This is a genomic window from Stenotrophomonas sp. YJH_SMC_19 (assembly GCF_059367915.1).
The window spans coordinates 133,340-152,504 of the sequence record NZ_JCAFRI010000004.1 but is presented as its reverse complement, the minus strand read 5'-3'; the positions used below and the strand labels follow the sequence as shown (position 1 = coordinate 152,504).

Genomic DNA, 19,165 nt, shown 5'->3' with positions numbered 1-19,165 from the left:
TTGCCGGCCAGCGGCCGGCATTACCCATTCGAACGGTTACCGCGAGAACTCGCGCAGCATCACCGCGATCGAGGCCACGTTGGCCAGCACGCACAACCAGAACACCCACTGGAATGCGGCCTTGCGGTGCTTGTGTCGGAACAGCGCCTGGCCCAGCAGCGCGCCCGGCCAGCCACCGGCAAAGGCCAGCAGTTGCAGGGTGCGTTCGGGAATGCGCCATTGCTTTCGCTGCGCCGCGCGCTTGTCCTGGCCGTACAGCGCGAACGACACCGCGCTGGTCAGCATGCACCAGCCGCCCAGCCACAGCGGCAGCACACCGCTGACCATCAGCGCGATCAACGCGCCGAACGCGGCCAACGCGAGGTTACGCCGCCACGCCACTTACAGCGCGTCGAGGAAGCCGCGCACGGCGGGGCCGAAACGCTCGAAATCGACCAGGAAGGCGTCGTGACCCTGCGGTGACTCCAATCCGATGAAATGGGCGTCAGCGCCTCCGGCACGCAGGCCATCGGCGACCTGTTGCTGCTGCTGCACCGGGAACAGGATGTCGGTGTTGGCGCCGATGGCCAGCGCCTTCTCCACCCGGATCTTCGCCAGCCCGGCCAGCACATCGCCATCGGCATACTCGGCCAGGTCGAACCAGTCCATCGAGCGGCTCAGGTACAGATAGCAGTTGGGGTCGAAGAAACGCACGAAGCGCCGTGCGTGGCCTTCCAGGTAGCTTTCCACCTGGAATTCCAGACCGAACGGATCGTCGTCGGTCTGGTCCGAATCCAGCCGCACGCGGCCGAAGCGGCCATCCCATTCCAGTGCCGAGCGGTAGGTGATCACGCCCAGCTTGCGCGCCATGCGCATGCCGGACTCGGGATACGCGTCGTCGTCGTAGTGGCCACCATTCCAGCGTGGATCAAGGCGGATCGCTTCGCGCTGCAGCGAGCGGATCGCGATGGAGAACGGCAGCGCCTGCGCACTGCCGGAAATGTTGACGTGGCTGCGCGCGATGCCCGGGTGAAGCATCAGCACGGCCAGCGCGGTCATGCCGCCCATCGAATTGCCGACCACGCAGGCCAGCTGTTCGATGCCCAGGGCGCGCACGACTTCGATCGCGGCGCGCGCGCCGTCTTCGATCGACAGCTCGGGGAAGTCGAGACGATACGGTTGGCCGGTGGCCGGGTTGAGCGAGGCCGGACCGGTCGAGCCCTTGCAGCTGCCCAGCGAGTTCACGCAGACCACGAACCAGCGGTCGGTATCGATCGCCTTGCCGGGTCCGACCATGCCTTCCCACCAGCCCGCTGCCGGGTTGGCGTCGTTGGCTGCCGCATGTGCATCCGGCGAGAGGCCGGTCACGATCAGGATCGCGTTGCTGGCGTCGGCCGCCAGTGTTCCCCAGGTCTCATAGGCGACGCGCGCGCCGTGCAGGGCGCCGCCGCGCTTGAACGGGAAGGGCGAGGGCAGGGCGTGGAAGCGGGTGCCGGGCGGGATGAATTCGGTCATGCAGGCATTCTAGCGGGGCCGCATGTGGAGCTGGCGACACGCTGGTTTCCATCGGCGATGCAGGTAGTGCCGGCCGCTGGCCGGCAACCTCGCAGGCGCATCACGATTCATGAGGTTGCCGGCCAGCGCCCGGCACTACCGCGGCGCGTTACGGGAAGCGCAGCTCCACAACACCGTCGTGGGGCAGGCTCACCTTCACCGGCACGCTCTGCAGGTCATCTTCGCTGCGGTTGGCGCTGCCGGTGCGCGAGATGCGTGCCAGCACTTCCACTTCGCGATGGGCCGACAGCGGTGCGGTTGGCATCGGGCTGTCAGCGTCACCCAGCCCGACCGTGGCCGGGAATCCGGCCAAGGGCAGCTTGCGTGCGGCCACCGGCATCGGCGGTCCACCCACGGCGCGGGCCAGCACGAATACCTGGGTGCTGGCCGGCCACTCGGTGCCCTTCAACGCAGGCAACTGCACGCGCACCTGCAACAGCGCCGGTGGCGCCGCAACGGCTGCATCGGACGGCTGACCGGCGGCTTCACGGGCGATGGCGATCTGCGCCTGCAGCGCCTGCGCGGCGCCGGGCTCAAGCCGTGGCAGCAGGCCGCTCCACACATCTGCGGCCTCGGCATTCTTTCCGCGCTGACGCAGGGCGATACCCAGCAGCCAGCTGGCACGCTCGGCATCGGGCGCCAGCGCACGCGCCTGCTGCAGCCAGGCCATCGCCGTGTCATCGAACTGCTTGCCGGCATCGGCCTGCGCACGTGCCTGCGCCGCCTCCACCAGCACGCCGGGGTCTTCCGGGGCGAGAGTGGCGGCCCGCGCGAACGCGTCCGCCGCGGCTGCGGCATTGCCCAGTTCGGCTTGCGACCGGCCCAGCAGCGCCCAGCCATCGGCCCGCTGTGGGTCACGCTTCAGTGCATCCTGCAGGGCCTGCACGCCATCGCGCAGGGTGGCTACCGAAGGCGTCGGTTGCACCTGTGCTGCACGCGGATCACCGACCAGCAGATACAGGCAGGCACCGGCCACGCCCAGTGCGAACACGCCGACCACGAAACCGCGGCGGCCAGAGTGGCGCAGCGGCCACAGCACCAGCGCTGCCATCAACGCAGCAACCAGACCGGCCAGCATCGGCAGCCAATGGCTCACCATCCGTCTCCTTCATCGGCCTTGCCGGCCGCTGCGGCGCCAACCGTACGGCCACGGCGGCGGACGATGCCCAGCACCACCAGAGCACCCGCACCGAGCATCAGCAGGGGACCGCCCCACAGCAGCCAGGTGCCCGGCTGCAACGGTGGCTGATAGAGCACGAACTCACCGTAGCGCGCGACCAGGAACTGCTTGATCTGCGCGTCGTCGTGGCCCTGCTGCATCAGCTGCAGCACCTCGCGGCGCAGGTCCTGCGCGATCTGCGCGTTGGAATCGGCCAGCGACTGGTTCTGGCACTGCACGCAGCGCAGCTGCGCGGCCAGGTCGTGGAAGCGGCGTTCTTCGGCGCCATCGCGGAACTGCAGCGGCTGCGGATCATGCAGCGGCTGCTGTGCCAGCGCGGCCAGCGGCAGCATCAGGAGCAGCAGCGCCAGCAGCCAGCGCATGGGCTCAGGGCGCCGTGTGCAACGTGCTGCCGGCATTGCCCTGGGCCTTCTCGATCTTCTCCAGCGCCGGGATCAGCTTCTCGTCGACCACGCGCTGGGTCATCGCACCGCTGTACTTCCAGCGCACGATGCCGCTGCCGTCGACAAGGAAGGTTTCCGGTGCGGCGGTCACGCCCCAGTCGATCGCGGTGCGGCCTTCCACGTCGCTGAGCACGACCATGAACGGGTTGCCCAGCTGTTCCAGCCAATGCAGGGCATCGGTCGGTTCATCCTTCCAGTTGTAGCCGATCACGCGCACGCGCTTGCTCTCGGCGAAACGGGTCAGCACCGGGTGTTCCTCGCGGCAGGCCGCGCACCAGCTGCCCCACACGTTCAACAGGTACGGCGCGCCACGCAGTTCGTCGCTGTGCACGATCATTTCCGGGTCGTGCAGCACCGGCAGCGCGAACGCTGGCGCCGGCTTGTCGATCAGCGCCGATGGCAGCACGTCGCGCTGCGGATCACCCGATTTCATAACCCCGTAGATCATCAGCCCGAGCAGGCCGAAGAAAAACAGCACGCCGATCACGATGGCTACCGGCGGCAGCGGGCGGGAGGGGCGCGGGGCGGGGGACTCGGACATGGAAACTCCTACGGACGACGGAAACGGCGGTCGGCGGCGGCGATGAATCCGCCCAGGGCCATCAACAGCGCGCCCAGCCAGATCCAGCGCACGAACGGCTTGATGTGCACCCGTACCGCCCATGCATTGTTGCCCAGCGGCTCGCCCAATGCCACGTAGACATCGCCGTCGAAGCGTGCATCGATGCCGGCCTCGGTCATCACCTGGCCGCCGCTGGCGTACTGGCGCTTCTCCGGGTGCAGCAGGGCCAGTTCGCGGCCGTCGCGGAACACCCGCAGGTGACCGCGGTCGGCGATGAAATTGGGGCCTTCGCGGTGGTCCACGCCCTCGAAGCGCACTTCGTAGCGACCGACCACCAGCTGCTGACCCGGGGCCAGCGCCACTTCGCGCTGCACGTTCAAGGCTTCCACCAGCAGCGCGCCGGCCAGGAACACGGCGATGCCGGCGTGGGCAACGATCATGCCGAGCATTTCGGCGGTGAAGCGGCCGTTGCCGCGCAGTCGCTGCCAGACGAAGCGTGCGGTACCGAGTGCGACCCAGGCCGCAGCGGCCACGCCGATGCCGGCCTTCCAGCCGTTCTGCGGCGCCTGCCACCAGGCCAGCGCGCCCAGCAGCAGCGCCAGGCCCAGCCACGGTGCCAGCAGCGCGAAGGCGCGCGAGGGCTGGTCACGCTGCCATTTCACCAGTGGGCCGAACGGCAGCAGCAGGATCATTGGCGCCATCAGCAGCAGGAACAGGCTGCCGAAGTAGGGCGGGCCGACCGAGATCTTGCCCAGCGACAGCGCATCGGCCAGCAACGGATACAGCGTGCCGAGCAGCACCATCGCGCAGGCCGTGGCCAGCAGCAGGTTGTTGGCCAGCAGCAGGGTCTCGCGCGAGGTGGGGGTGAAGCCACGGCGCGGGTCGTCGGCGTCCACGCTCAGCTGGCTGGCGCGCAGCGCGTACAGCAGCAGGCTGCCGCCGACCAGCACCGACAGGAACACCAGGATGAACAGGCCGCGCGAGGGATCGGCGGCGAACGAATGCACGCTGGTCAGCACACCGGAGCGCACCAGGAAGGTGCCCAGCAGCGACAGCGCGAAGGCCGCGATCGCCAGCAGCAGGGTCCAACTGCCGAACGTGCCGCGCTTCTCAGTGACGGCCTGCGAATGGATCAGTGCCGCACCGACCAGCCATGGCATGAAGCTGGCGTTCTCCACCGGGTCCCAGAACCACCAGCCACCCCAGCCCAGCTCGTAGTAGGCCCACCAGCTGCCCAACGCGATCCCCAGGGTCAGGAAGCCCCAGGCGACGTTGGTCCAGGGCCGCGTCCAGCGCAGCCAGCGCGCATCCACGCGACCTTCCAGCAGCGCCGCCACCGCGAATGCGAACGGAACGGCGAAACCCACGTAACCGATGTACAGCATCGGTGGATGGATGATCAGCCCCGGGTCCTGCAGCAGTGGGTTGAGATCGCGCCCTTCCAGCGGCGCCGGGTTCAGGCGCAGGAACGGGTTGGAAGTGAAGATCAGGAAGGCGAGGAAGCCGACGCTGACGATGCCCATCACCGCCAGTACGCGCGCCTGCACCGGTGCCGGCAGGTGCCGGGAGAACAGCGCCACCGCGCCGGTCCACAATGCCAGCACCAGCGCCCACATCAGCAGTGAGCCTTCATGCGCGCCCCAGACCGCCGAATAGCGGTAGATCATCGGCAGCAGCGAATTGGAGTTCTCGGCCACGTAGCGCACTGAGAAATCCTGCTGCACGAATGCGGCGGTCAGCACCGCGAACGCGCCGGCGAGCAGCAGCAGCTGCGCGAACGCGGCTGGCCGTGCGACCGCCATCCATGCCGTGTTGTTGCGATGTGCGCCGACCAGCGGCAGGCCGGCCTGCAGCAGCGAGGCCAGCAATGCGCACATCAGCAGGATCTGACCCAGTTCGGGCAGCACTCAGCGCACCTCGGGGGCCGTCACCGGCACATCGTGCTTGCGGTGGGCATCGCCCATCTTGTCGGCCACTTCCTTCGGCACGTACTTCTCATCGTGCTTGGCCAGCACTTCGTCGGCGACGAAGGTGCCGCCCTGCAGGCGGCCGCTGGCGACCACCGCCGTGCCTTCGGCGAACATGTCCGGCAGGATCCGCGAGGTGGTCACTGCCAGCTGCGCGTCGCCGTCGGTCACTTTGAAACGTGCTTCCAGCGAGCCGACCGGCCGATTGAAGGAGCCTTTCACCACCATGCCGCCCAAGCGGAAGCGCGACTGCGCATCGACATCACCGCGCAGCACTTCCGAAGGCGTGTACAGGTAGGCGATGTTGCGCTCCAGTGCCATCGCCACCAGCGCAGTGGCCAGCCCGGAGGCGAGCAGGGCCAGCAGCACCCATGCCAAGCGGCGACGCTGTACCGGGGTCATCGTTCCAGCTCCGTCGACAGCGGCGCAGCTGCGTCCTGCCTGCCGGCGCGGGTCTGCTGCCGCTGCTGGCGGGCCAGTGCCAGCCGGCGTGCCACGCGCAGGCGCAGCCACGAACCGATGGCATCGGCGCCGAGCACCAGCACGAACACGGCGTAGGCGCCGATCACATAGGGAAGGTGGGTCATGGCTGGGCCTCCCGGACCGGGCGTTCGGCACCGACGCGTCCACCGACCCAGGCTTTGCCGGCCTCGCGGTCGAGATTGTCGGCGCGCGCCTTGGCCAGCACCGAACCGGCGAACCAGAACTTGGTGCCGATCACCATCCACCACAGCGGCGCGATCATCGCGCTGCTGATCGCCGATTCACCGAACACGTTGATCGACTGGCGCTGATGCAGGCCGCCCCACCAGTCCACCGAATAGCGGATCACCGGCAGCAGGCTGACGCCGACGATGGCCAGCAGTCCCGCCGCACGTGCGGCGCTGCGGCGGTCCTCGATGGCGTGGTAGAGGCCGATCACGCCCAGGTACAGGAACAGCAGCACAAGCTCGCTGGTCATGCGCGGGTCCCAGTCCCACCAGGTGCCCCAGGTGCCCTTGCCCCAGATGCTGCCGGTCAGCAGGGTGATCAGGGTGAAACCGGCGCCCATCGGCGCGCAGGCCATGGCAAGGATCTCGCAGACCTTGATCCGCCAGATCAGCGCGATGGCGGCATACAGCGCCATCAGCGCGAATACGAACAGGCTCATCCAGGCACTGGGCACGTGGATGTAAAGGATGCGGAAGCTGTCCAGCTGCTTGGCTTCCGGCGGCACCACCAGCAGCGCCTGCCACATGCCGACCAGCAGCACCGGCACCGCCGCGAGGTAGAACACCCGCGACCAGCGGGCAGCGAAACGGTCGAACGTGGGAGGCGAACCGAGTTGGTGGAACCAGCGGACAATCGGATTCATGCGTGGCGGCTATCCAGCAGGGGTGGATTGGCTCTCAGCTCGGTCAACTCAGAGAAATACGTATTGCAGCGGCAGTGGCCAGCGGAGCCAGCACCAGCGCGAGCAGCAGACCGGCGCCCAGCATCAGCAGCGCACCGACCGGATCCTGCCCGCGTCCGGCTGCCGCCAGGCTGCCGGCGCCGAACACAAGCACCGGCACGTACAGCGGCAACGACAGCAGCGCCACGAGAATACCAGAGCGTCGGATGCCAACGGTCAGTGCGGCGACCACGCCACCGATCAGGCTCAGCAACGGCGTTCCCAGCAGCAACGATGCCAGCAACATCGGCAGCTGGTCATGCGGCAGATGCAGCATTTCGGCCAACAGCGGGCTGACCACGATCAGCGGCAGCGCAGTGGTTGCCCAGTGCAGCAGCACGCGCACCAGCACCAGCCAGGCCAGCGGCACCGGCGCCAGCAGCCACTGTTCCAGCGAGCCATCTTCGGCGTCGGAACGGAACAGTGAATCCAGCGACAGCTGTCCCGCCAGCAGCACGGCCAGCCACAGCACCGCGCCCGCGGTGGTGGCCAGCAGCTGTGGTTCGCGGCCTTGGGCCAGCGCGAACAGCACCACTACCAGCACCGCGAAGAGCAGTGGTTGCAGCGCATCGCCGCGGCGGCGCCAGAGCAGGCGCAGGTCGCGCTTGAGCAGGGCGCCTGCGGTCTGCCACAGGCCTGGTTCGGTACCCGGCGCGATCATGCGGCACCGCCGAGGTCGAGCTGGCGGGTACGCACCGGCGGTGCGGCGTAGGCGCCATGGGTGGTGACCAGCGCAGCGCCGCCGGCGCGCAGGTGCGCCGAGATCATCCGGTTGACCAGGGTGATGCCCTCCAGGTCGAGGTTGGCATAGGGCTCGTCCAGCAGCCACAGCGGCGCCGGCGACAGCCAGATGCGTGCCAGTGCCAGCCGCCGCTTCTGCCCGGCGGACAGATGCCGAACGAGGGTGTCCTCATAACCGGCCAGGCCCACGATGGCCAGCGCGTTGCCGGGCATCTGCCGCGCACGCCGTCCATGCAGGCCGCACAGGAAGTGCAGGTTCTCCAGCGTGTCCAGGTCTGGCTTCAGGGCCGGCAGATGGCTGAGGTAGGCCACGTAGCGTGCACGTTCGGCATTGCTCGCCGGCTTGCCGTCGATCCGCACCTGGCCGGCGCCGGGCCGGGCCAGGCCGGCCAGCACGCGCAGCAGGGTGGTCTTGCCGGCGCCATTGCCGCCCTGCACCAGCAGGGCTTCGCCGGCGTCCACATGGAAGTCCAGCGGGCCGAACACCGGCTCGTCATTGCGGGAGAAGCTCAGGCCGCTGGCGGCCAGCAATGCAGGGGTGTTCAAGGGGCAGGGGTCTTCATGCCGGAGTGCGATGGCAATTGTAGCGGTGAATGCCGATGGTAGTGCCGGCCGCTGGCCGGCAGATGCGACCCGGCGTCGCAGATCGTCCCAGGGGTGCCGGCCAGCGGCCGGCACTACCGACGCGCGGATTGCGTAAACTCGCAGGCCTGTTCCCCCACAGCCCAGGCCGATGCAACCGAACACCAAGCTGCCCAAGGTCGGTACCACGATCTTCACCGTGATGTCCCAGCTCGCCGCCGAACACGGCGCAGTCAACCTGGGCCAGGGTTTCCCGGACTTTTCGGCGCCGCAGCGCCTGATCGACGAGACCGCCAGGGCGATGGCCGCCGGGCTGAACCAGTACCCGCCGATGACCGGCGTGGCGCCGCTGCGCCAGGCCATCGCGCAGAAGGCGCTGGACTGCTACGGCGCGCAGGTCGATGCGGACAGCGAGATCACCGTCACCAGTGGCGGTACCGAGGCCATCTTCAACGCCATCCACGCCGTGGTGCGTGCCGGCGAGGAAGTGATCGTGCTCGACCCGGCGTATGACTGCTATGAACCGGCGATCGACCTGGCCGGTGCCAAGGCCGTGCATGTGTCGCTGGATCCGCAGACCTTCGCGGTCGACTGGGACCGCGTGCGTGCGGCGATCACCCCGCGCACCCGCATGCTGATCGTCAACACCCCGCACAACCCGTCCGGCGCGATGCTGTCGGCGCAGGACATGCAGGCACTGGCCGAGCTGCTGCGTGGCACGCAGATCTACCTGATCTCCGATGAGGTGTACGAACACATCATCTACGACGGCCGCCGCCATGAATCGGCGCTGCGCTACCCGGAACTGCGCGAGCGCGCGTTCGTCATCTCCAGCTTCGGCAAGACCTATCACTGCACCGGCTGGAAGATCGGCTATGCGATCGCACCGCCGGCACTGACCGCCGAGTTCCGCAAGGTGCACCAGTACAACACCTTCACCAGCTTCGGCCCGGCGCAGTACGGCTTCGCCGCGATGATCCGCGACGAACCCGAACACCACCTGGAGCTGGGCGCGTTCTACCAGGCCAAGCGCGACCGTTTCCGCGAGCAGCTGGCCGGCACCCGCCTGAAGGCGCTGCCGGTCCCCGGCGGCTACTTCCAGCTGGTCGACTACTCGGCCATCAGCGACCTGCCGGACCATGAGTTCGTGAAGTGGCTGACCATCGAGAAGGGCGTGACCGCGATCCCGCTGTCGCCGTTCTACGAAAACCCGCCGGCCGGCCAGCGCCTGGTGCGCCTGTGCTTTGCCAAGAATGAAGCAACGATGGACGCGGCGATCGAACGCCTGCGCCTGCTCTGAGCGGAGGCGTGAACATGCAGGACCTGCGCATTTCCCTCGTCCAGGGCGACACCCGCTGGCACGATCCGGCCGGCAACCGCGCCTACTACGGCGCGCTGCTCGCACCGCTGGCCGGCACCACCGACCTGGTGATCCTGCCGGAGACCTTCACCAGTGGTTTCTCCAACGACGCCATTGCCCAGGCCGAAGGCATGGACGGCCCGACCGTGGCCTGGGTGCGCGAACAGGCCAGGACCTTGAACGCGGCGGTGATCGGCAGCGTGCAGCTGCGCGACGGCGAGGGCGTCTACAACCGCCTGCTGTTCGCCACGCCCGATGGCGACCTGCAGTACTACGACAAGCGCCACCTGTTCCGTTACGGCGGCGAGCACGAGCGCTATGCCGCCGGTCGCGACCGCCTGAGCGTGGAATGGAAGGGCTGGCGGATCAATCCGCAGGTCTGCTACGACCTGCGTTTCCCGGTGTTCTGCCGCAACCGCTACAACGTGGAGCGTCCGCAGCAGCTGGATTTCGACCTGCAGATCTTCGTCGCCAACTGGCCGTCGGCACGCGCCTATGCGTGGAAGACGCTGCTGCGTGCACGTGCGATTGAAAACCTGTGCTTCGTGGCAGCGGTAAACCGCGTCGGTGTCGATGGCAACCAGCTGCACTACGCAGGCGACAGCGCGGTGCTGGATTTCCTCGGCCAGCCGCAGGTGGAGATCCGCGAACGCGAACAGGTGGTCACCACCACCATCTCGGCCGAGGCGCTGGCCGCACACCGCGCGCGTTTCCCGGCGATGCTCGATGCCGATGCCTTCCACCTGGACGAACAGGCCTGAGCACCGGCCTGAACACTGCTGCACCAGCGCGTGCGCCTGCATCCAACGTGCACGCGCGCGCTGCTAGATTCGCCGGCAGTCCGACCGAACTGGAAGTCCTGCCATGAACAAGCCCTTCGCCCTGCTGCTTGCCCTGTCTGCCGCATCGCTGGCCCCGGCCGCGCACGCCGCTGGCAACCTCGACTGCGAGCTGCGCTACAACCTCTCTGGCTGGTCGCTGATCTACAAGACTGCATCCGGCAATGGCACGGTCACCTGCAGCAATGGCGCCAGCATGCCGGTGCGCATCCAGATGAAGGGCGGCGGTCTGACCGTGGGCAAGTCGAAGATCACCAACGGACGTGGCAGCTTCACCGGCGCAGTCAGCGTCAACGAGCTGCTGGGTACTTACGCCTCGGTGGGCGCGCATGCCGGTGCGGTGAAGTCCAGCAACGCGCAGGTGATGACCAAGGGCGACATCTCGCTGGCCCTGTCCGGTACCGGCAAGGGCTGGGATCTGGGCGTGGACGGCACCGCGTTCACCCTCAGCCGGCGCTGAGGCGCGACGGCGCGGCAGTTCCCCAGCTGATGCGGATGTAGTGCTGTTCGGAATCGCTCAACAACCGTTCGACACCGAAACCATTCTTCAGCAGCTGTGCGACCACGTCTTCGACGAGCTGCTCGCTGGCCATCACCTGGCTGAAGCCGAACACGATGTAGCGGCGGCCATTTTCCGAGCCGATCTGGATGGCGTTGTCGAGATCGCGGTAGAACAGTTCGATCGGGCGCTTGGCGGCATCGACGTTGGCGCGGGCCTGTTCGGCGGTGATGGTGATCATGGGCATCTGCCTTGTGTGGGAGCGCGCGCACGATAGCCGGGGAATCAAAGCCGTTCCCGGAAGGCCAGCACAGTGCGCTGCTTTTGCAGCAATTCCTAGGCTGCAGCGGGACGCCGCCGTTGCAGCCACAAGGCCAGTAGGCCACACGCGATAACGGTCGGTGCCAGCATCTGCACCGCACCGACCAGCGCCATTGCCGCACCGATCAACAGGTAGTAGAGCAGGCCGAACAGCGCGCCTGCGCTGCCGAGACAGTGTGGATAGCCGCGCAGGGCCTGGCCGAGCACATTGGGAATGGCAAGGCCGAAGCCCGTCACCACCGGCACCATCGCCGCGATCAGGGCAGGGTGATCATGCAGCAGCGCGGCCAGCAGGCCTCCCGTCAGAACCAGTCCTGCGGCGATGCGGATACGCGTGGTTGCGGCAACGCCTGCACGCAGCAGGCGGCCATTGCCCCACGCGCCCAGTGCCGAGCCCAGTGCCAGCACCGCGCCGCTGGCGCCGAACCAGGTGGCTGGCCAGTGCAGGCGCGCAAACACGAAGGGGCCGAGCACATACCAGCTGTACATCGCCACGTTGAAGGCCATCACCAGCAACGCGTGTGACCAGATCCAGCGATCGCGCAGCAGTTCCCGCAGCAACGGCAGCATGGGCGCGTGCGGGATCTGTGCAGGGCGGCTTTCGCGCAGGCCCGCCAGGCATGCGACTGCCAGCAGGGCAGCGATCAGCAGCAGGCCGGACTGTACGCCGACATAGCCATGGGCGGCGACCAGCAGCGTGCCCAGTGCAAGGCCGATGGCCGGGCTCAGGGCCAGGGCCATGCCGATCCAGGAGAACGCCTGCGCCAACGCGGGTCCCTGCAGGTGGTCGCGTAGTACGGTCTGGGTTACCACCGAGGCCGCCGCCGCACCCAGTGCGGCCAGTGCCTGTGCCAGCAGGACGTGGCCGAAGGTGCTGGCCAGGAGGCCGCCGCAGGCGGCCAGTGCGAACACGGCCAGCCCGCATAGCAGGGCAGGGCGACGACCGATACGATCGGCCAGGCGCCCCCACAGCAGCACGCCTGCAGCGAAGCCGAACAGGTAAAGGCTCATGGCCTGGCTGGCGGCACTCGGCGGCAGGGCGAAGCGTTCGGCCAGATCGGCCAGGGCCGGGCTGTACAGGGTCTGTGCCAACTGCGGGAACATCAGCAGTGCAATGGTGAGCAACAACAGGCGGCGCGACATGCGGGCGCTCCAGGAAGAAGGGCCGCGCATTGTGGTCTCGCCCGCAATGGCGCACTCTGTCTATCCTGTCATTGAATGTATGAAATCAGACATGGCCTGGTTGCAGCCGCACGCGCACTTCGACGCCGATGCCTGGAGCGCTCCGGTGCTGGGGATTGCAGCCTCACTGGCGGATCACGACTCGGGTTGGCACCAGCATGCACGCGCGCAGCTGCTGTACACCCGGCAGGGCTGCACGCGCCTGACCTACGGTGATCGCATCAGCCTGCTGCCGCCCGCGCGCGCCGCGTGGATTCCGGGTGGGCTGCGCCATCGCGCGCAGATGCGCCAGGCGGTCGACTACCGTTCGTTGTACTTCGACGCCACGCTGTCGGCCCAACTGCCCCGGCAGCCGGCGATCATCGGCGTGGGGCCGCTGCTGCAGGCCTTGCTGGAGCCGATCGCGCAGGCGCCGTTCGACCATGACTGGCAGTCGCCGCGCGCACGCCATCAACTGGCGTTGTGCGTGCTGGAAATCGCTGCTGCACCGGTGGCACCGATGGACCTGCCTTTGCCTCGTGATCCGCGGATCGCACGGTGCCTGCCGGTGGCCGAGCAGCTGCCGCCCGAACTGGGGGAGCTGGCCGCGCGCACGGGCCTGAGCGCGCGTACCGTCGGCCGGTTGATGCAGCGTGATACCGGCATGAGCTACCAGGCCTGGCGCCAGCAATGGCGACTGATGCGGGCCATGGAGTTGCTGCTGCTTGGCCAACGCGTGGCGCACGTGGCGCAGGACACCGGCTTCTCCGCCGAGAGCCCGTTCATCGCCTTCTTCCGCGGCATGACGGGCACCACACCCGCCGCGTTCCAGCGCCACGCAAAAGGGGACGGAGGGGATTAAGTCGCTTTCGCCCCTTCGACACAGGCCGTGGCAAAAACGACTTAATCCCCTCCGTCCCCTTTTCAACGAAAAACCCCGGCCTGCGCCGGGGTTTTTCATTTCAGGCGTGCCGGTGATCAGCCGCCGCGCGGGCCGCTGCGGCGCGGGCCGCCTGGACCGCGGTTGCCGCCGGGGCCGCGGTTGCCACCCGGAGCGCCGGGGCCGCGATTGCCGCCCGGACCACGGTTGCCACCACCCGGACCGCGACCGCCCGGACGGGCGCCCTGCGCCGGCTTGGGGCTGCCATACGGGTTGAAGCCCGGCGTGGCGTGGTCGGACGGGAAGCTCGGGGCATTGCCCGGATGGCCATACGGGTGCTTGTTGCCCTGGCCCTGCGAGCGGTTGCCGGCACCGGCCGGACGACCCTGGCCGCCTGCGCCGCCACGGCCTTCACCGCCGAAACCGCCACGGCCCTGTCCGCCACCGGCGCCCGGACCCTTCGGCTTGCCGTACGGACGGCCCTGGCCGCCAGCGCCCGGACCACGGGCACCCGGGCCGCGCGCGCCCGGACCGGCATTGCGATGGCCGCTCGGGCCCGTGCTCACGCCATCCGGCACGTACCAGGTGCGGAACGCGGCCGGGTTGCCTTCCGGCAGCGAACGGTCGTTCTTCTGGGTGCGCTGCTTGAACGGCCTCTGCGACTGCTTGGCTGCTGCTTCACCGCTGACCGTCAGGCCACCCTTGAAACCGCCGCCCTTGCCGCCGCGGCCACGGCCGCGGTCTTCGCGGACGTTGTCGAAGCGACGCAGCTCGCGGCCTTCGTCTGCGGTGTTATGGCCGTTGACGTAGGCATTGCCACGGCCACCTTCGCGCACGCGCACGGTGGTCTTGGCGGCGCGGCGCTGGCCGATCACCGGCTGCAGGGTCAGAGCCGACGGCGCGCCTTCTTCCAGCTTCAGCTGCGCACGCAGGGCTTCAACCTGGGCGGTGCCCAGTTCCACCGAATGGCCACGGGCCAGTTCGCGCGGCAGGCTCACCTTGCCGTAGCGGGTGCGCTTCAGGCGGCTGACCTGGCAGCCCTGCGACTCCCACAGGCGGCGCACTTCGCGGTTGCGGCCTTCCTTCACCACGACGCGGAACCAGTCGTGCGAGTCGGTGCCGCCGATGCGTTCGATCTCGTCGAACTTGGCCGGGCCGTCTTCCAGTGCCACGCCGCGTGCGAGGCGGTCGACGATGGCGTCGGAGACCTTCTCCTCGCCTTCCGGGGCGCGCACGCGCACCACGTACTCGCGCTCGACCTCGAACGACGGGTGCATCATGGCGTTGGCCAGTTCACCGTCGGTGGTGGCCAGCAGCAGGCCGGTGGTGTTGATGTCCAGGCGGCCGATGGCGATCCAGCGCGCGCCCTTCAGCGGCGGCAGCGATTCGAACACGGTCGGGCGGCCTTCGGGGTCTTCGCGGGTGGTCACTTCGCCTTCCGGCTTGTTGTAGACCAGCACGCGCGACGGTTCGGCCAGGGCGGTGGCGACGAAGCCGCGGCCATCCAGCTCGATCTTGTCGCCGCTCTTGACCGACATGCCGGTCTGCGCGACTTCACCGTTGACCTTGACCAGGCCTTCGGCGATGCGCTGTTCCAGCGCGCGGCGCGAACCCAGGCCGGCCTGGGCCAGCACCTTGTGCAGGCGCTCTTCCAGCTTGAACTGTTCGGAGGTGGCTTCGCGCTTGAGCGAGAGCTTGTTACGGGGGGTGTCACTCATCAGTTTTGCTCCGGCCGACGGTTTCGGGGTCGGCCTCTGGTTCGGAATCGGCTTGGTCAACAGCCACGGTCGTCATCGCGACGGCGTTGTCTTCGCGTTCGTTCAGGGGCACCGCGCGCTCGCCCGGCGCGGAATCGGGGTGCCCATCATCAAGGGGCGAAGGTGCTTGCTCATCGGAAGCCGACGCAGACGCTGCGTCGGCGGAATCGGGGGTGTCGCTGCCGGCCAGGCCGGCGTCATCGTTGGCAGCAGCGCCATCGGCGCCAGCTGAAATGTCCGGACCCTCGGCACTGGCGGCGGCCGGTGCGTCGCGGTCCAGGGCCAGCTGGGGTTCCAGCTCGCCCAGGTCCTTCAGTTCCGACAGCGGCGGCAACTCGTCCAGGCGCTTCAGGCCGAAGTAGTCCAGGAAGCCCTTGGTGGTGCCGAACAGGGCAGGCTTGCCGGGCACGTCGCGGTGGCCGACCACGCGGATCCACTCGCGTTCCTCCAGCGCCTGGATGATGTTGCTGCTGACCGCCACGCCGCGCACCTGCTCGATCTCGCCACGGGTGATCGGCTGCCGGTAGGCGATCAGCGCCAGGGTTTCCAGGGTGGCACGGGTATAGCGGGTCTTGCGTTCGGTCCACAGCCGGCTGATCCAGCCATGCACTTCGCCGGTCACCTGGTAGCGGAAGCCGGAGGCGACCTCGACCAGTTCCACGCCACGGCCTTCGCAGGCTTCGCGCAGGCGCTCAAGCGCACGTTCGATGCTGCCCGGCGGTGCCGGCTCCTCTTCCGGGAACAGGTCTTTCAGCTGGGCCAGGGTGAGCGGCTGGCTGGAGGCCAGCAGGGCACCCTCGACAATGCGGTTGATCAGCGTTTGGTCCATCGGCAGTCAGCGCTCACTCGTTCTCGTTGGCGGCGTCGTTGTCGTCGAACTCGCTGCTGAACTGCAGCGGGGCATTGGTGTTGCCGGCGGCCAGGGACTTCACGTAGATCGGCGCCAGCGGCTCTTCCTGGACGATGTCCAGCAGCTGTTCCTTGGCCAGTTCCAGCACCGCCAGGAACGTGACCAGCACGCCCAGCTTGCCTTCTTCTGCAGTGAACAGCCCTTCAAAACGGTAGAACTTGCCATCTTCAAGCCGGCCCAGCACTTCGCCCATGCGTTGCCGCACGCTCAGCGCCTCGCGCTTGATGGCGTGGCCACTGAACAGCTCGGCGCGCTTGAGCACGTCGTGCAGGGCCAGCAGCATTTCCTTCAGGTCCACCGGCGGCGGCAGCTTCACCGCAGCACGTTCGGGCATGAAGGCGTGTGCCACCGTGGTGTCGCGGTCCTGGCGGGGCAGGGCGTCGATGTCCTCGGCGGCCTGCTTGAAGCGTTCGTACTCCTGCAGGCGGCGCACCAGTTCGGCGCGCGGGTCGGCCTCGTCGCCTTCCTCGCTGACCGGGCGCGGCAGCAGCATGCGCGACTTCACCTCGGCCAAGATCGCGGCCATGACCAGGTACTCGGCGGCCAGCTCGAAGCGCAGCTCGCGCATCACGGTGATGTATTCCACGTACTGCCGGGTGATCTCGGCCACGGGAATGTCCAGTACGTCCAGGTTCTGGCGGCGGATCAGGTACAACAGCAGGTCCAGCGGGCCTTCGAAGGCATCCAGGATGACTTCCAGCGCGTCCGGCGGGATGTACAGGTCCTGCGGAATCTGCAGGACCGGTTGCCCATGCACCACGGCCAGCGGCATTTCCTGCTGCTGGGGGGCGGGCGGCCGGGTTGGCGGGTTCGCGTCGAGCGCGAGTTCGGAAGTCATCTAATGGACATCAGGATTGCATCGGACCAGTCGCGGCAGCGGGTTCACCGGGCCAACGCCACGGCGCCCCACGGCACCAGACACGCCGGGATCGGCGCGATTCCACACATATCAAACAGCAGGACGCGCCGCAGTAAACGGCAGCGACGGAACTACGGGGAGGTCGTCTACGTGGCCCGGCCAGGTGGTCCGGTTCGAAGCAGCGGGACGGTCGTCGGGGGCTGCGTTGGCCACAGAAACCGACGGGCTGCTGCATCCAGCCACGTGCAATGGTGTCTAGGGTAAGCCTTTGTCGCGCCAGTGTCCAGCCGGGCTGGGGCGAGGGCGGCATTGGCTAGAATCTGCGCACCCGACAACGCAAGCGAGGAAATGCCGTGTGGTATGTGATTGAAGGCTATGACGGCCAGGACGTGCTGGCACAGCGACTGCAGGCACGTCCGGAACACCTGGCGCGCCTGCACGCGCTGCGCGACGAAGGCCGCCTGCTGCTGGCCGGACCGTGCCCGGCAGTAGACAGCGAGGACCCGGGCCCGGCCGGCTTCAGTGGTTCGGTGGTGATCGCGCAGTTCGAGTCGCTCGTGCAGGCCCAGGCCTGGGCTGATGCCGACCCTTACGTAGCCGCGGGCGTCTACACCCATGTACAGGTGCGTCCGTTCCGCAAGGTCCTGCCGTGAACGCGGAGCGGATCGAGCGGATGCGTGACGCACTGCAGCAGGCGCTGGCCCCGAGCGTGCTGGAAATCGAAGACGACAGTCATCGTCATGCAGGCCACGCCGGTGCGCGCGATGGCCGCGGCCATTTCAACGTGCATGTGGTCAGTGAACGCTTCGCCGGACTGGGTCCACTGGCCCGGCATCGCGCGGTCTATGCCGCGCTGGGCGCGATGATGGAGACCGACATCCAGGCGCTGTCCGTTCGTGCATTGACACCGTCAGAACAGGGCTGAGCCCTTGTCCCACACTGTCCTGGCGGGTCCGTCAGCGGGCCCGCCACAGACAGATTTCCATGTCCATTTCAGGACATTCGCCTAACGGACTGTTTACAAGCCCAGATGGAAACGCTTACATTCCGCGCCAATGCTGGTAGGTCCAAGCCGTGGAGGGCGGCTTCGTGAACAAGGCAGCTATCACAATCAAAGACGTCGCTCGCGAAGCCCGGGTCTCCGTGGCCACGGTTTCCCGCGCGCTCAACGGGCATGAAAATGTCGCCGAACCGGTCCGCCAGCTTGTGCTGGAGGTGGCCGCACGGCTGCGTTACACCCCGCACGCCGCCGCCCGCAGCCTCAGCAGCCGTCGCACCAATACGGTGGGCGTGGTACTGCCTGACCTGTACGGCGAATTCTTCTCCGAGCTGATGCGCGGCATCGACAACGTCGCCCGCAACCGCCGCCAGCACCTGCTGGTGTCCAGTTACCACGGTGACCAGGAGCAGCAGGGCGCGGCCCTGCGCGCCATGCGCGGCCGCGTCGACGGCCTGCTGGTGCTCTCGCCCTATGCGGAGAGCCCTGGATTCCTGACCGACAACCTGCCGCAGTCATTGCCAACGGTGCTGATCAACACCTATCTGCCCGGGCAGGACCACCCGGTGCTGAGCATCGATGACCATGCCGGTGCGATGGCGATGACCCGCCATCTGCTTGACGCGGGTCACCGCCGTATCGCTTTCATTTCTGGCCCGGACCTCAACTTCGACGCGCGCGAGCGCCTGCGTGGCTTCCGTGACGCGTTGGCGGCTTTCGGCAGTGACGCCGAAGGCATCGAGCTGCCCGGTGATTTCGACGAAGCTTCCGGCCATCGCGCCGGTCAGGAGTTGTTGGCAGCCGGAGCGCTGCCTGATGCCGTGTTCGCCGCCAACGACATGATGGCGCTGGGTTGCCTGTATGCGTTCACGCAGGCAGGTGTCCACGTTCCGTCCGACGTCGCCCTGGCCGGTTTCGATGACATTCCACTGGCGCGTTTCGTCCACCCGTCGCTGACCACCATGCAGGTCAGCATCGCCGAACTCGGCGATCGGGCCATGACGCGCCTGATGCAGTTGATGGACGGCACCTCCACGGATGGGACAGGGGACAAGCAGACCCTGGTTCCCCGCTTGATAGTTCGCGATTCCACCACTCCGCCATCCGGCCGTTGAAGCCGGAGGCGTTCCTTCTTTTTTGAT

General features: G+C 67.8%; 23 protein-coding genes. 7 read left to right on the top strand and 16 right to left on the bottom strand.

The genetic code is table 11. From position 1 onward, the window contains the following. Window positions 1-36 precede the first annotated feature (36 nt). The 11 genes from AC5P5R_RS06865 to ccmA form a co-directional block, all read right to left on the bottom strand. Window positions 37-381, bottom strand: coding sequence for a DUF1294 domain-containing protein (locus AC5P5R_RS06865; RefSeq protein ID WP_043035340.1), 345 nt, complete (start codon window positions 379-381; stop codon window positions 37-39). Further along, on the bottom strand, window positions 382-1,494 hold the full coding sequence (gene metX, locus AC5P5R_RS06860; RefSeq protein WP_043035339.1) for a homoserine O-acetyltransferase MetX: 1,113 nt from the start codon (window positions 1,492-1,494) through the stop codon (window positions 382-384). A 148-nt stretch (window positions 1,495-1,642) separates the two neighbouring features. Then, a complete protein-coding gene (locus tag AC5P5R_RS06855; protein WP_049459788.1) occupies window positions 1,643-2,632 on the bottom strand; it encodes a tetratricopeptide repeat protein in 990 nt (329 codons plus the stop codon). Continuing rightward, window positions 2,626-3,075, bottom strand: coding sequence for a cytochrome c-type biogenesis protein (locus tag AC5P5R_RS06850; RefSeq protein WP_005413991.1), 450 nt, complete (start codon window positions 3,073-3,075; stop codon window positions 2,626-2,628). Before AC5P5R_RS06850 ends, AC5P5R_RS06855 begins: the two co-directional genes overlap by 7 nt. Window positions 3,076-3,079: 4 nt before the next feature. Further along, window positions 3,080-3,697, bottom strand: a complete 618-nt coding sequence (locus AC5P5R_RS06845) for a DsbE family thiol:disulfide interchange protein (protein WP_005410345.1) — start codon at window positions 3,695-3,697, stop codon at window positions 3,080-3,082. Window positions 3,698-3,705: 8 nt separating this feature from the next. Continuing rightward, window positions 3,706-5,625 carry a heme lyase CcmF/NrfE family subunit gene (locus tag AC5P5R_RS06840; protein WP_100438756.1) on the bottom strand — a complete coding sequence of 640 codons (1,920 nt, stop codon included), beginning with the start codon at window positions 5,623-5,625 and terminating at the stop codon, window positions 3,706-3,708. Next, window positions 5,626-6,087, bottom strand: a complete 462-nt coding sequence (gene ccmE, locus AC5P5R_RS06835) for a cytochrome c maturation protein CcmE (protein ID WP_100438755.1) — start codon at window positions 6,085-6,087, stop codon at window positions 5,626-5,628. Further along, window positions 6,084-6,272, bottom strand: coding sequence for a heme exporter protein CcmD (gene ccmD / locus AC5P5R_RS06830; protein ID WP_005410342.1), 189 nt, complete (start codon window positions 6,270-6,272; stop codon window positions 6,084-6,086). Before ccmD ends, ccmE begins: the two co-directional genes overlap by 4 nt. After that, a complete protein-coding gene (gene ccmC / locus AC5P5R_RS06825) occupies window positions 6,269-7,039 on the bottom strand; it encodes a heme ABC transporter permease CcmC (RefSeq protein WP_005410341.1) in 771 nt (256 codons plus the stop codon). Before ccmC ends, ccmD begins: the two co-directional genes overlap by 4 nt. A 43-nt stretch (window positions 7,040-7,082) precedes the next feature. After that, window positions 7,083-7,778, bottom strand: coding sequence for a heme exporter protein CcmB (gene ccmB, locus AC5P5R_RS06820; RefSeq protein WP_100438754.1), 696 nt, complete (start codon window positions 7,776-7,778; stop codon window positions 7,083-7,085). Continuing rightward, the gene (gene ccmA / locus AC5P5R_RS06815; protein ID WP_407070841.1) at window positions 7,775-8,344 is read right to left on the bottom strand and encodes a heme ABC exporter ATP-binding protein CcmA; all 570 of its coding nucleotides are present in this window, start codon (window positions 8,342-8,344) and stop codon (window positions 7,775-7,777) included. The genes ccmB and ccmA overlap by 4 nt, the downstream gene beginning before the upstream one ends. Before the next feature lie 247 nt (window positions 8,345-8,591). On the opposite strand from ccmA, the gene AC5P5R_RS06810 reads away from it, so the two are divergent. The 3 genes from AC5P5R_RS06810 to AC5P5R_RS06800 all read left to right on the top strand — a co-directional run bounded on the left by AC5P5R_RS06810 (window position 8,592) and on the right by AC5P5R_RS06800 (window position 11,099). Next, window positions 8,592-9,740 (top strand): pyridoxal phosphate-dependent aminotransferase, encoded by a 1,149-nt coding sequence (locus AC5P5R_RS06810; RefSeq protein ID WP_005410338.1) that lies wholly within the window; start codon window positions 8,592-8,594, stop codon window positions 9,738-9,740. A gap of 14 nt (window positions 9,741-9,754) precedes the next feature. Next, the gene (locus AC5P5R_RS06805; RefSeq protein ID WP_032966922.1) at window positions 9,755-10,561 is read left to right on the top strand and encodes an amidohydrolase; all 807 of its coding nucleotides are present in this window, start codon (window positions 9,755-9,757) and stop codon (window positions 10,559-10,561) included. A gap of 103 nt (window positions 10,562-10,664) precedes the next feature. Continuing rightward, a complete protein-coding gene (locus AC5P5R_RS06800; protein WP_005410336.1) occupies window positions 10,665-11,099 on the top strand; it encodes a hypothetical protein in 435 nt (144 codons plus the stop codon). Here the strand turns inward: AC5P5R_RS06800 and AC5P5R_RS06795 are convergent. Together AC5P5R_RS06795 and AC5P5R_RS06790 are read right to left on the bottom strand one after the other, a co-directional pair. Next, window positions 11,086-11,379 carry a hypothetical protein gene (locus AC5P5R_RS06795; protein WP_005413984.1) on the bottom strand — a complete coding sequence of 98 codons (294 nt, stop codon included), beginning with the start codon at window positions 11,377-11,379 and terminating at the stop codon, window positions 11,086-11,088. The two genes, AC5P5R_RS06800 and AC5P5R_RS06795, sit on opposite strands and share 14 nt — an antisense overlap. A 95-nt stretch (window positions 11,380-11,474) precedes the next feature. Continuing rightward, the gene (locus tag AC5P5R_RS06790; protein WP_100438753.1) at window positions 11,475-12,602 is read right to left on the bottom strand and encodes an MFS transporter; all 1,128 of its coding nucleotides are present in this window, start codon (window positions 12,600-12,602) and stop codon (window positions 11,475-11,477) included. Between the two features lie 91 nt (window positions 12,603-12,693). Between AC5P5R_RS06790 and AC5P5R_RS06785 the strand changes: the two genes are divergently transcribed. Further along, entirely contained in the window at window positions 12,694-13,482 is a 789-nt protein-coding gene (locus tag AC5P5R_RS06785; RefSeq protein WP_012480810.1) for an AraC family transcriptional regulator, read from the top strand. A 116-nt stretch (window positions 13,483-13,598) separates the two neighbouring features. Here AC5P5R_RS06785 and AC5P5R_RS06780 read toward each other — a convergent pair whose 3' ends face one another. The 3 genes from AC5P5R_RS06780 to AC5P5R_RS06770 are packed head-to-tail and all read right to left on the bottom strand — an operon-like array spanning window position 13,599 to window position 17,005. Continuing rightward, the gene (locus AC5P5R_RS06780) at window positions 13,599-15,218 is read right to left on the bottom strand and encodes a pseudouridine synthase (protein WP_099473667.1); all 1,620 of its coding nucleotides are present in this window, start codon (window positions 15,216-15,218) and stop codon (window positions 13,599-13,601) included. Continuing rightward, complete coding sequence (gene scpB, locus AC5P5R_RS06775; RefSeq protein WP_005410331.1) at window positions 15,211-16,086, bottom strand: SMC-Scp complex subunit ScpB; 876 nt, start codon at window positions 16,084-16,086, stop codon at window positions 15,211-15,213. The genes AC5P5R_RS06780 and scpB overlap by 8 nt, the downstream gene beginning before the upstream one ends. 13 nt (window positions 16,087-16,099) lie before the next feature. Then, on the bottom strand, window positions 16,100-17,005 hold the full coding sequence (locus tag AC5P5R_RS06770; protein ID WP_005410330.1) for a segregation and condensation protein A: 906 nt from the start codon (window positions 17,003-17,005) through the stop codon (window positions 16,100-16,102). A gap of 374 nt (window positions 17,006-17,379) precedes the next feature. On the opposite strand from AC5P5R_RS06770, the gene AC5P5R_RS06765 reads away from it, so the two are divergent. From AC5P5R_RS06765 to AC5P5R_RS06755, 3 genes are all read left to right on the top strand, one after another. Further along, window positions 17,380-17,679, top strand: a complete 300-nt coding sequence (locus AC5P5R_RS06765) for a YciI family protein (protein WP_005410329.1) — start codon at window positions 17,380-17,382, stop codon at window positions 17,677-17,679. Window positions 17,680-17,699: 20 nt separating this feature from the next. After that, on the top strand, window positions 17,700-17,951 hold the full coding sequence (locus AC5P5R_RS06760; protein WP_162292028.1) for a BolA family protein: 252 nt from the start codon (window positions 17,700-17,702) through the stop codon (window positions 17,949-17,951). A gap of 149 nt (window positions 17,952-18,100) precedes the next feature. After that, window positions 18,101-19,138: a LacI family DNA-binding transcriptional regulator gene (locus AC5P5R_RS06755; RefSeq protein ID WP_012480808.1), complete on the top strand. Its 1,038-nt coding sequence runs from the start codon at window positions 18,101-18,103 to the stop codon at window positions 19,136-19,138. The last annotated feature ends 27 nt before the right edge of the window (window positions 19,139-19,165 follow it).

Bases quoted from the DNA above. Each gene is read 5' to 3' on its own strand.
- metX (WP_043035339.1), bottom strand. From the start codon at position 1,494: ATGACCGAATTCATCCCGCCCGGCACCCGCTTCCACGCCCTGCCCTCG.
- AC5P5R_RS06855 (WP_049459788.1), bottom strand. From the start codon at position 2,632: ATGGTGAGCCATTGGCTGCCGATGCTGGCCGGTCTGGTTGCTGCGTTG.
- AC5P5R_RS06850 (WP_005413991.1), bottom strand. From the start codon at position 3,075: ATGCGCTGGCTGCTGGCGCTGCTGCTCCTGATGCTGCCGCTGGCCGCG.
- AC5P5R_RS06845 (WP_005410345.1), bottom strand. From the start codon at position 3,697: ATGTCCGAGTCCCCCGCCCCGCGCCCCTCCCGCCCGCTGCCGCCGGTA.
- ccmE (WP_100438755.1), bottom strand. From the start codon at position 6,087: ATGACCCCGGTACAGCGTCGCCGCTTGGCATGGGTGCTGCTGGCCCTG.
- ccmD (WP_005410342.1), bottom strand. From the start codon at position 6,272: ATGACCCACCTTCCCTATGTGATCGGCGCCTACGCCGTGTTCGTGCTG.
- ccmC (WP_005410341.1), bottom strand. From the start codon at position 7,039: ATGAATCCGATTGTCCGCTGGTTCCACCAACTCGGTTCGCCTCCCACG.
- ccmB (WP_100438754.1), bottom strand. From the start codon at position 7,778: ATGATCGCGCCGGGTACCGAACCAGGCCTGTGGCAGACCGCAGGCGCC.
- AC5P5R_RS06810 (WP_005410338.1), top strand. From the start codon at position 8,592: ATGCAACCGAACACCAAGCTGCCCAAGGTCGGTACCACGATCTTCACC.
- AC5P5R_RS06805 (WP_032966922.1), top strand. From the start codon at position 9,755: ATGCAGGACCTGCGCATTTCCCTCGTCCAGGGCGACACCCGCTGGCAC.
- AC5P5R_RS06800 (WP_005410336.1), top strand. From the start codon at position 10,665: ATGAACAAGCCCTTCGCCCTGCTGCTTGCCCTGTCTGCCGCATCGCTG.
- AC5P5R_RS06795 (WP_005413984.1), bottom strand. From the start codon at position 11,379: ATGATCACCATCACCGCCGAACAGGCCCGCGCCAACGTCGATGCCGCC.
- AC5P5R_RS06790 (WP_100438753.1), bottom strand. From the start codon at position 12,602: ATGTCGCGCCGCCTGTTGTTGCTCACCATTGCACTGCTGATGTTCCCG.
- AC5P5R_RS06785 (WP_012480810.1), top strand. From the start codon at position 12,694: ATGGCCTGGTTGCAGCCGCACGCGCACTTCGACGCCGATGCCTGGAGC.
- AC5P5R_RS06780 (WP_099473667.1), bottom strand. From the start codon at position 15,218: ATGAGTGACACCCCCCGTAACAAGCTCTCGCTCAAGCGCGAAGCCACC.
- scpB (WP_005410331.1), bottom strand. From the start codon at position 16,086: ATGGACCAAACGCTGATCAACCGCATTGTCGAGGGTGCCCTGCTGGCC.
- AC5P5R_RS06770 (WP_005410330.1), bottom strand. From the start codon at position 17,005: ATGACTTCCGAACTCGCGCTCGACGCGAACCCGCCAACCCGGCCGCCC.
- AC5P5R_RS06760 (WP_162292028.1), top strand. From the start codon at position 17,700: ATGCGTGACGCACTGCAGCAGGCGCTGGCCCCGAGCGTGCTGGAAATC.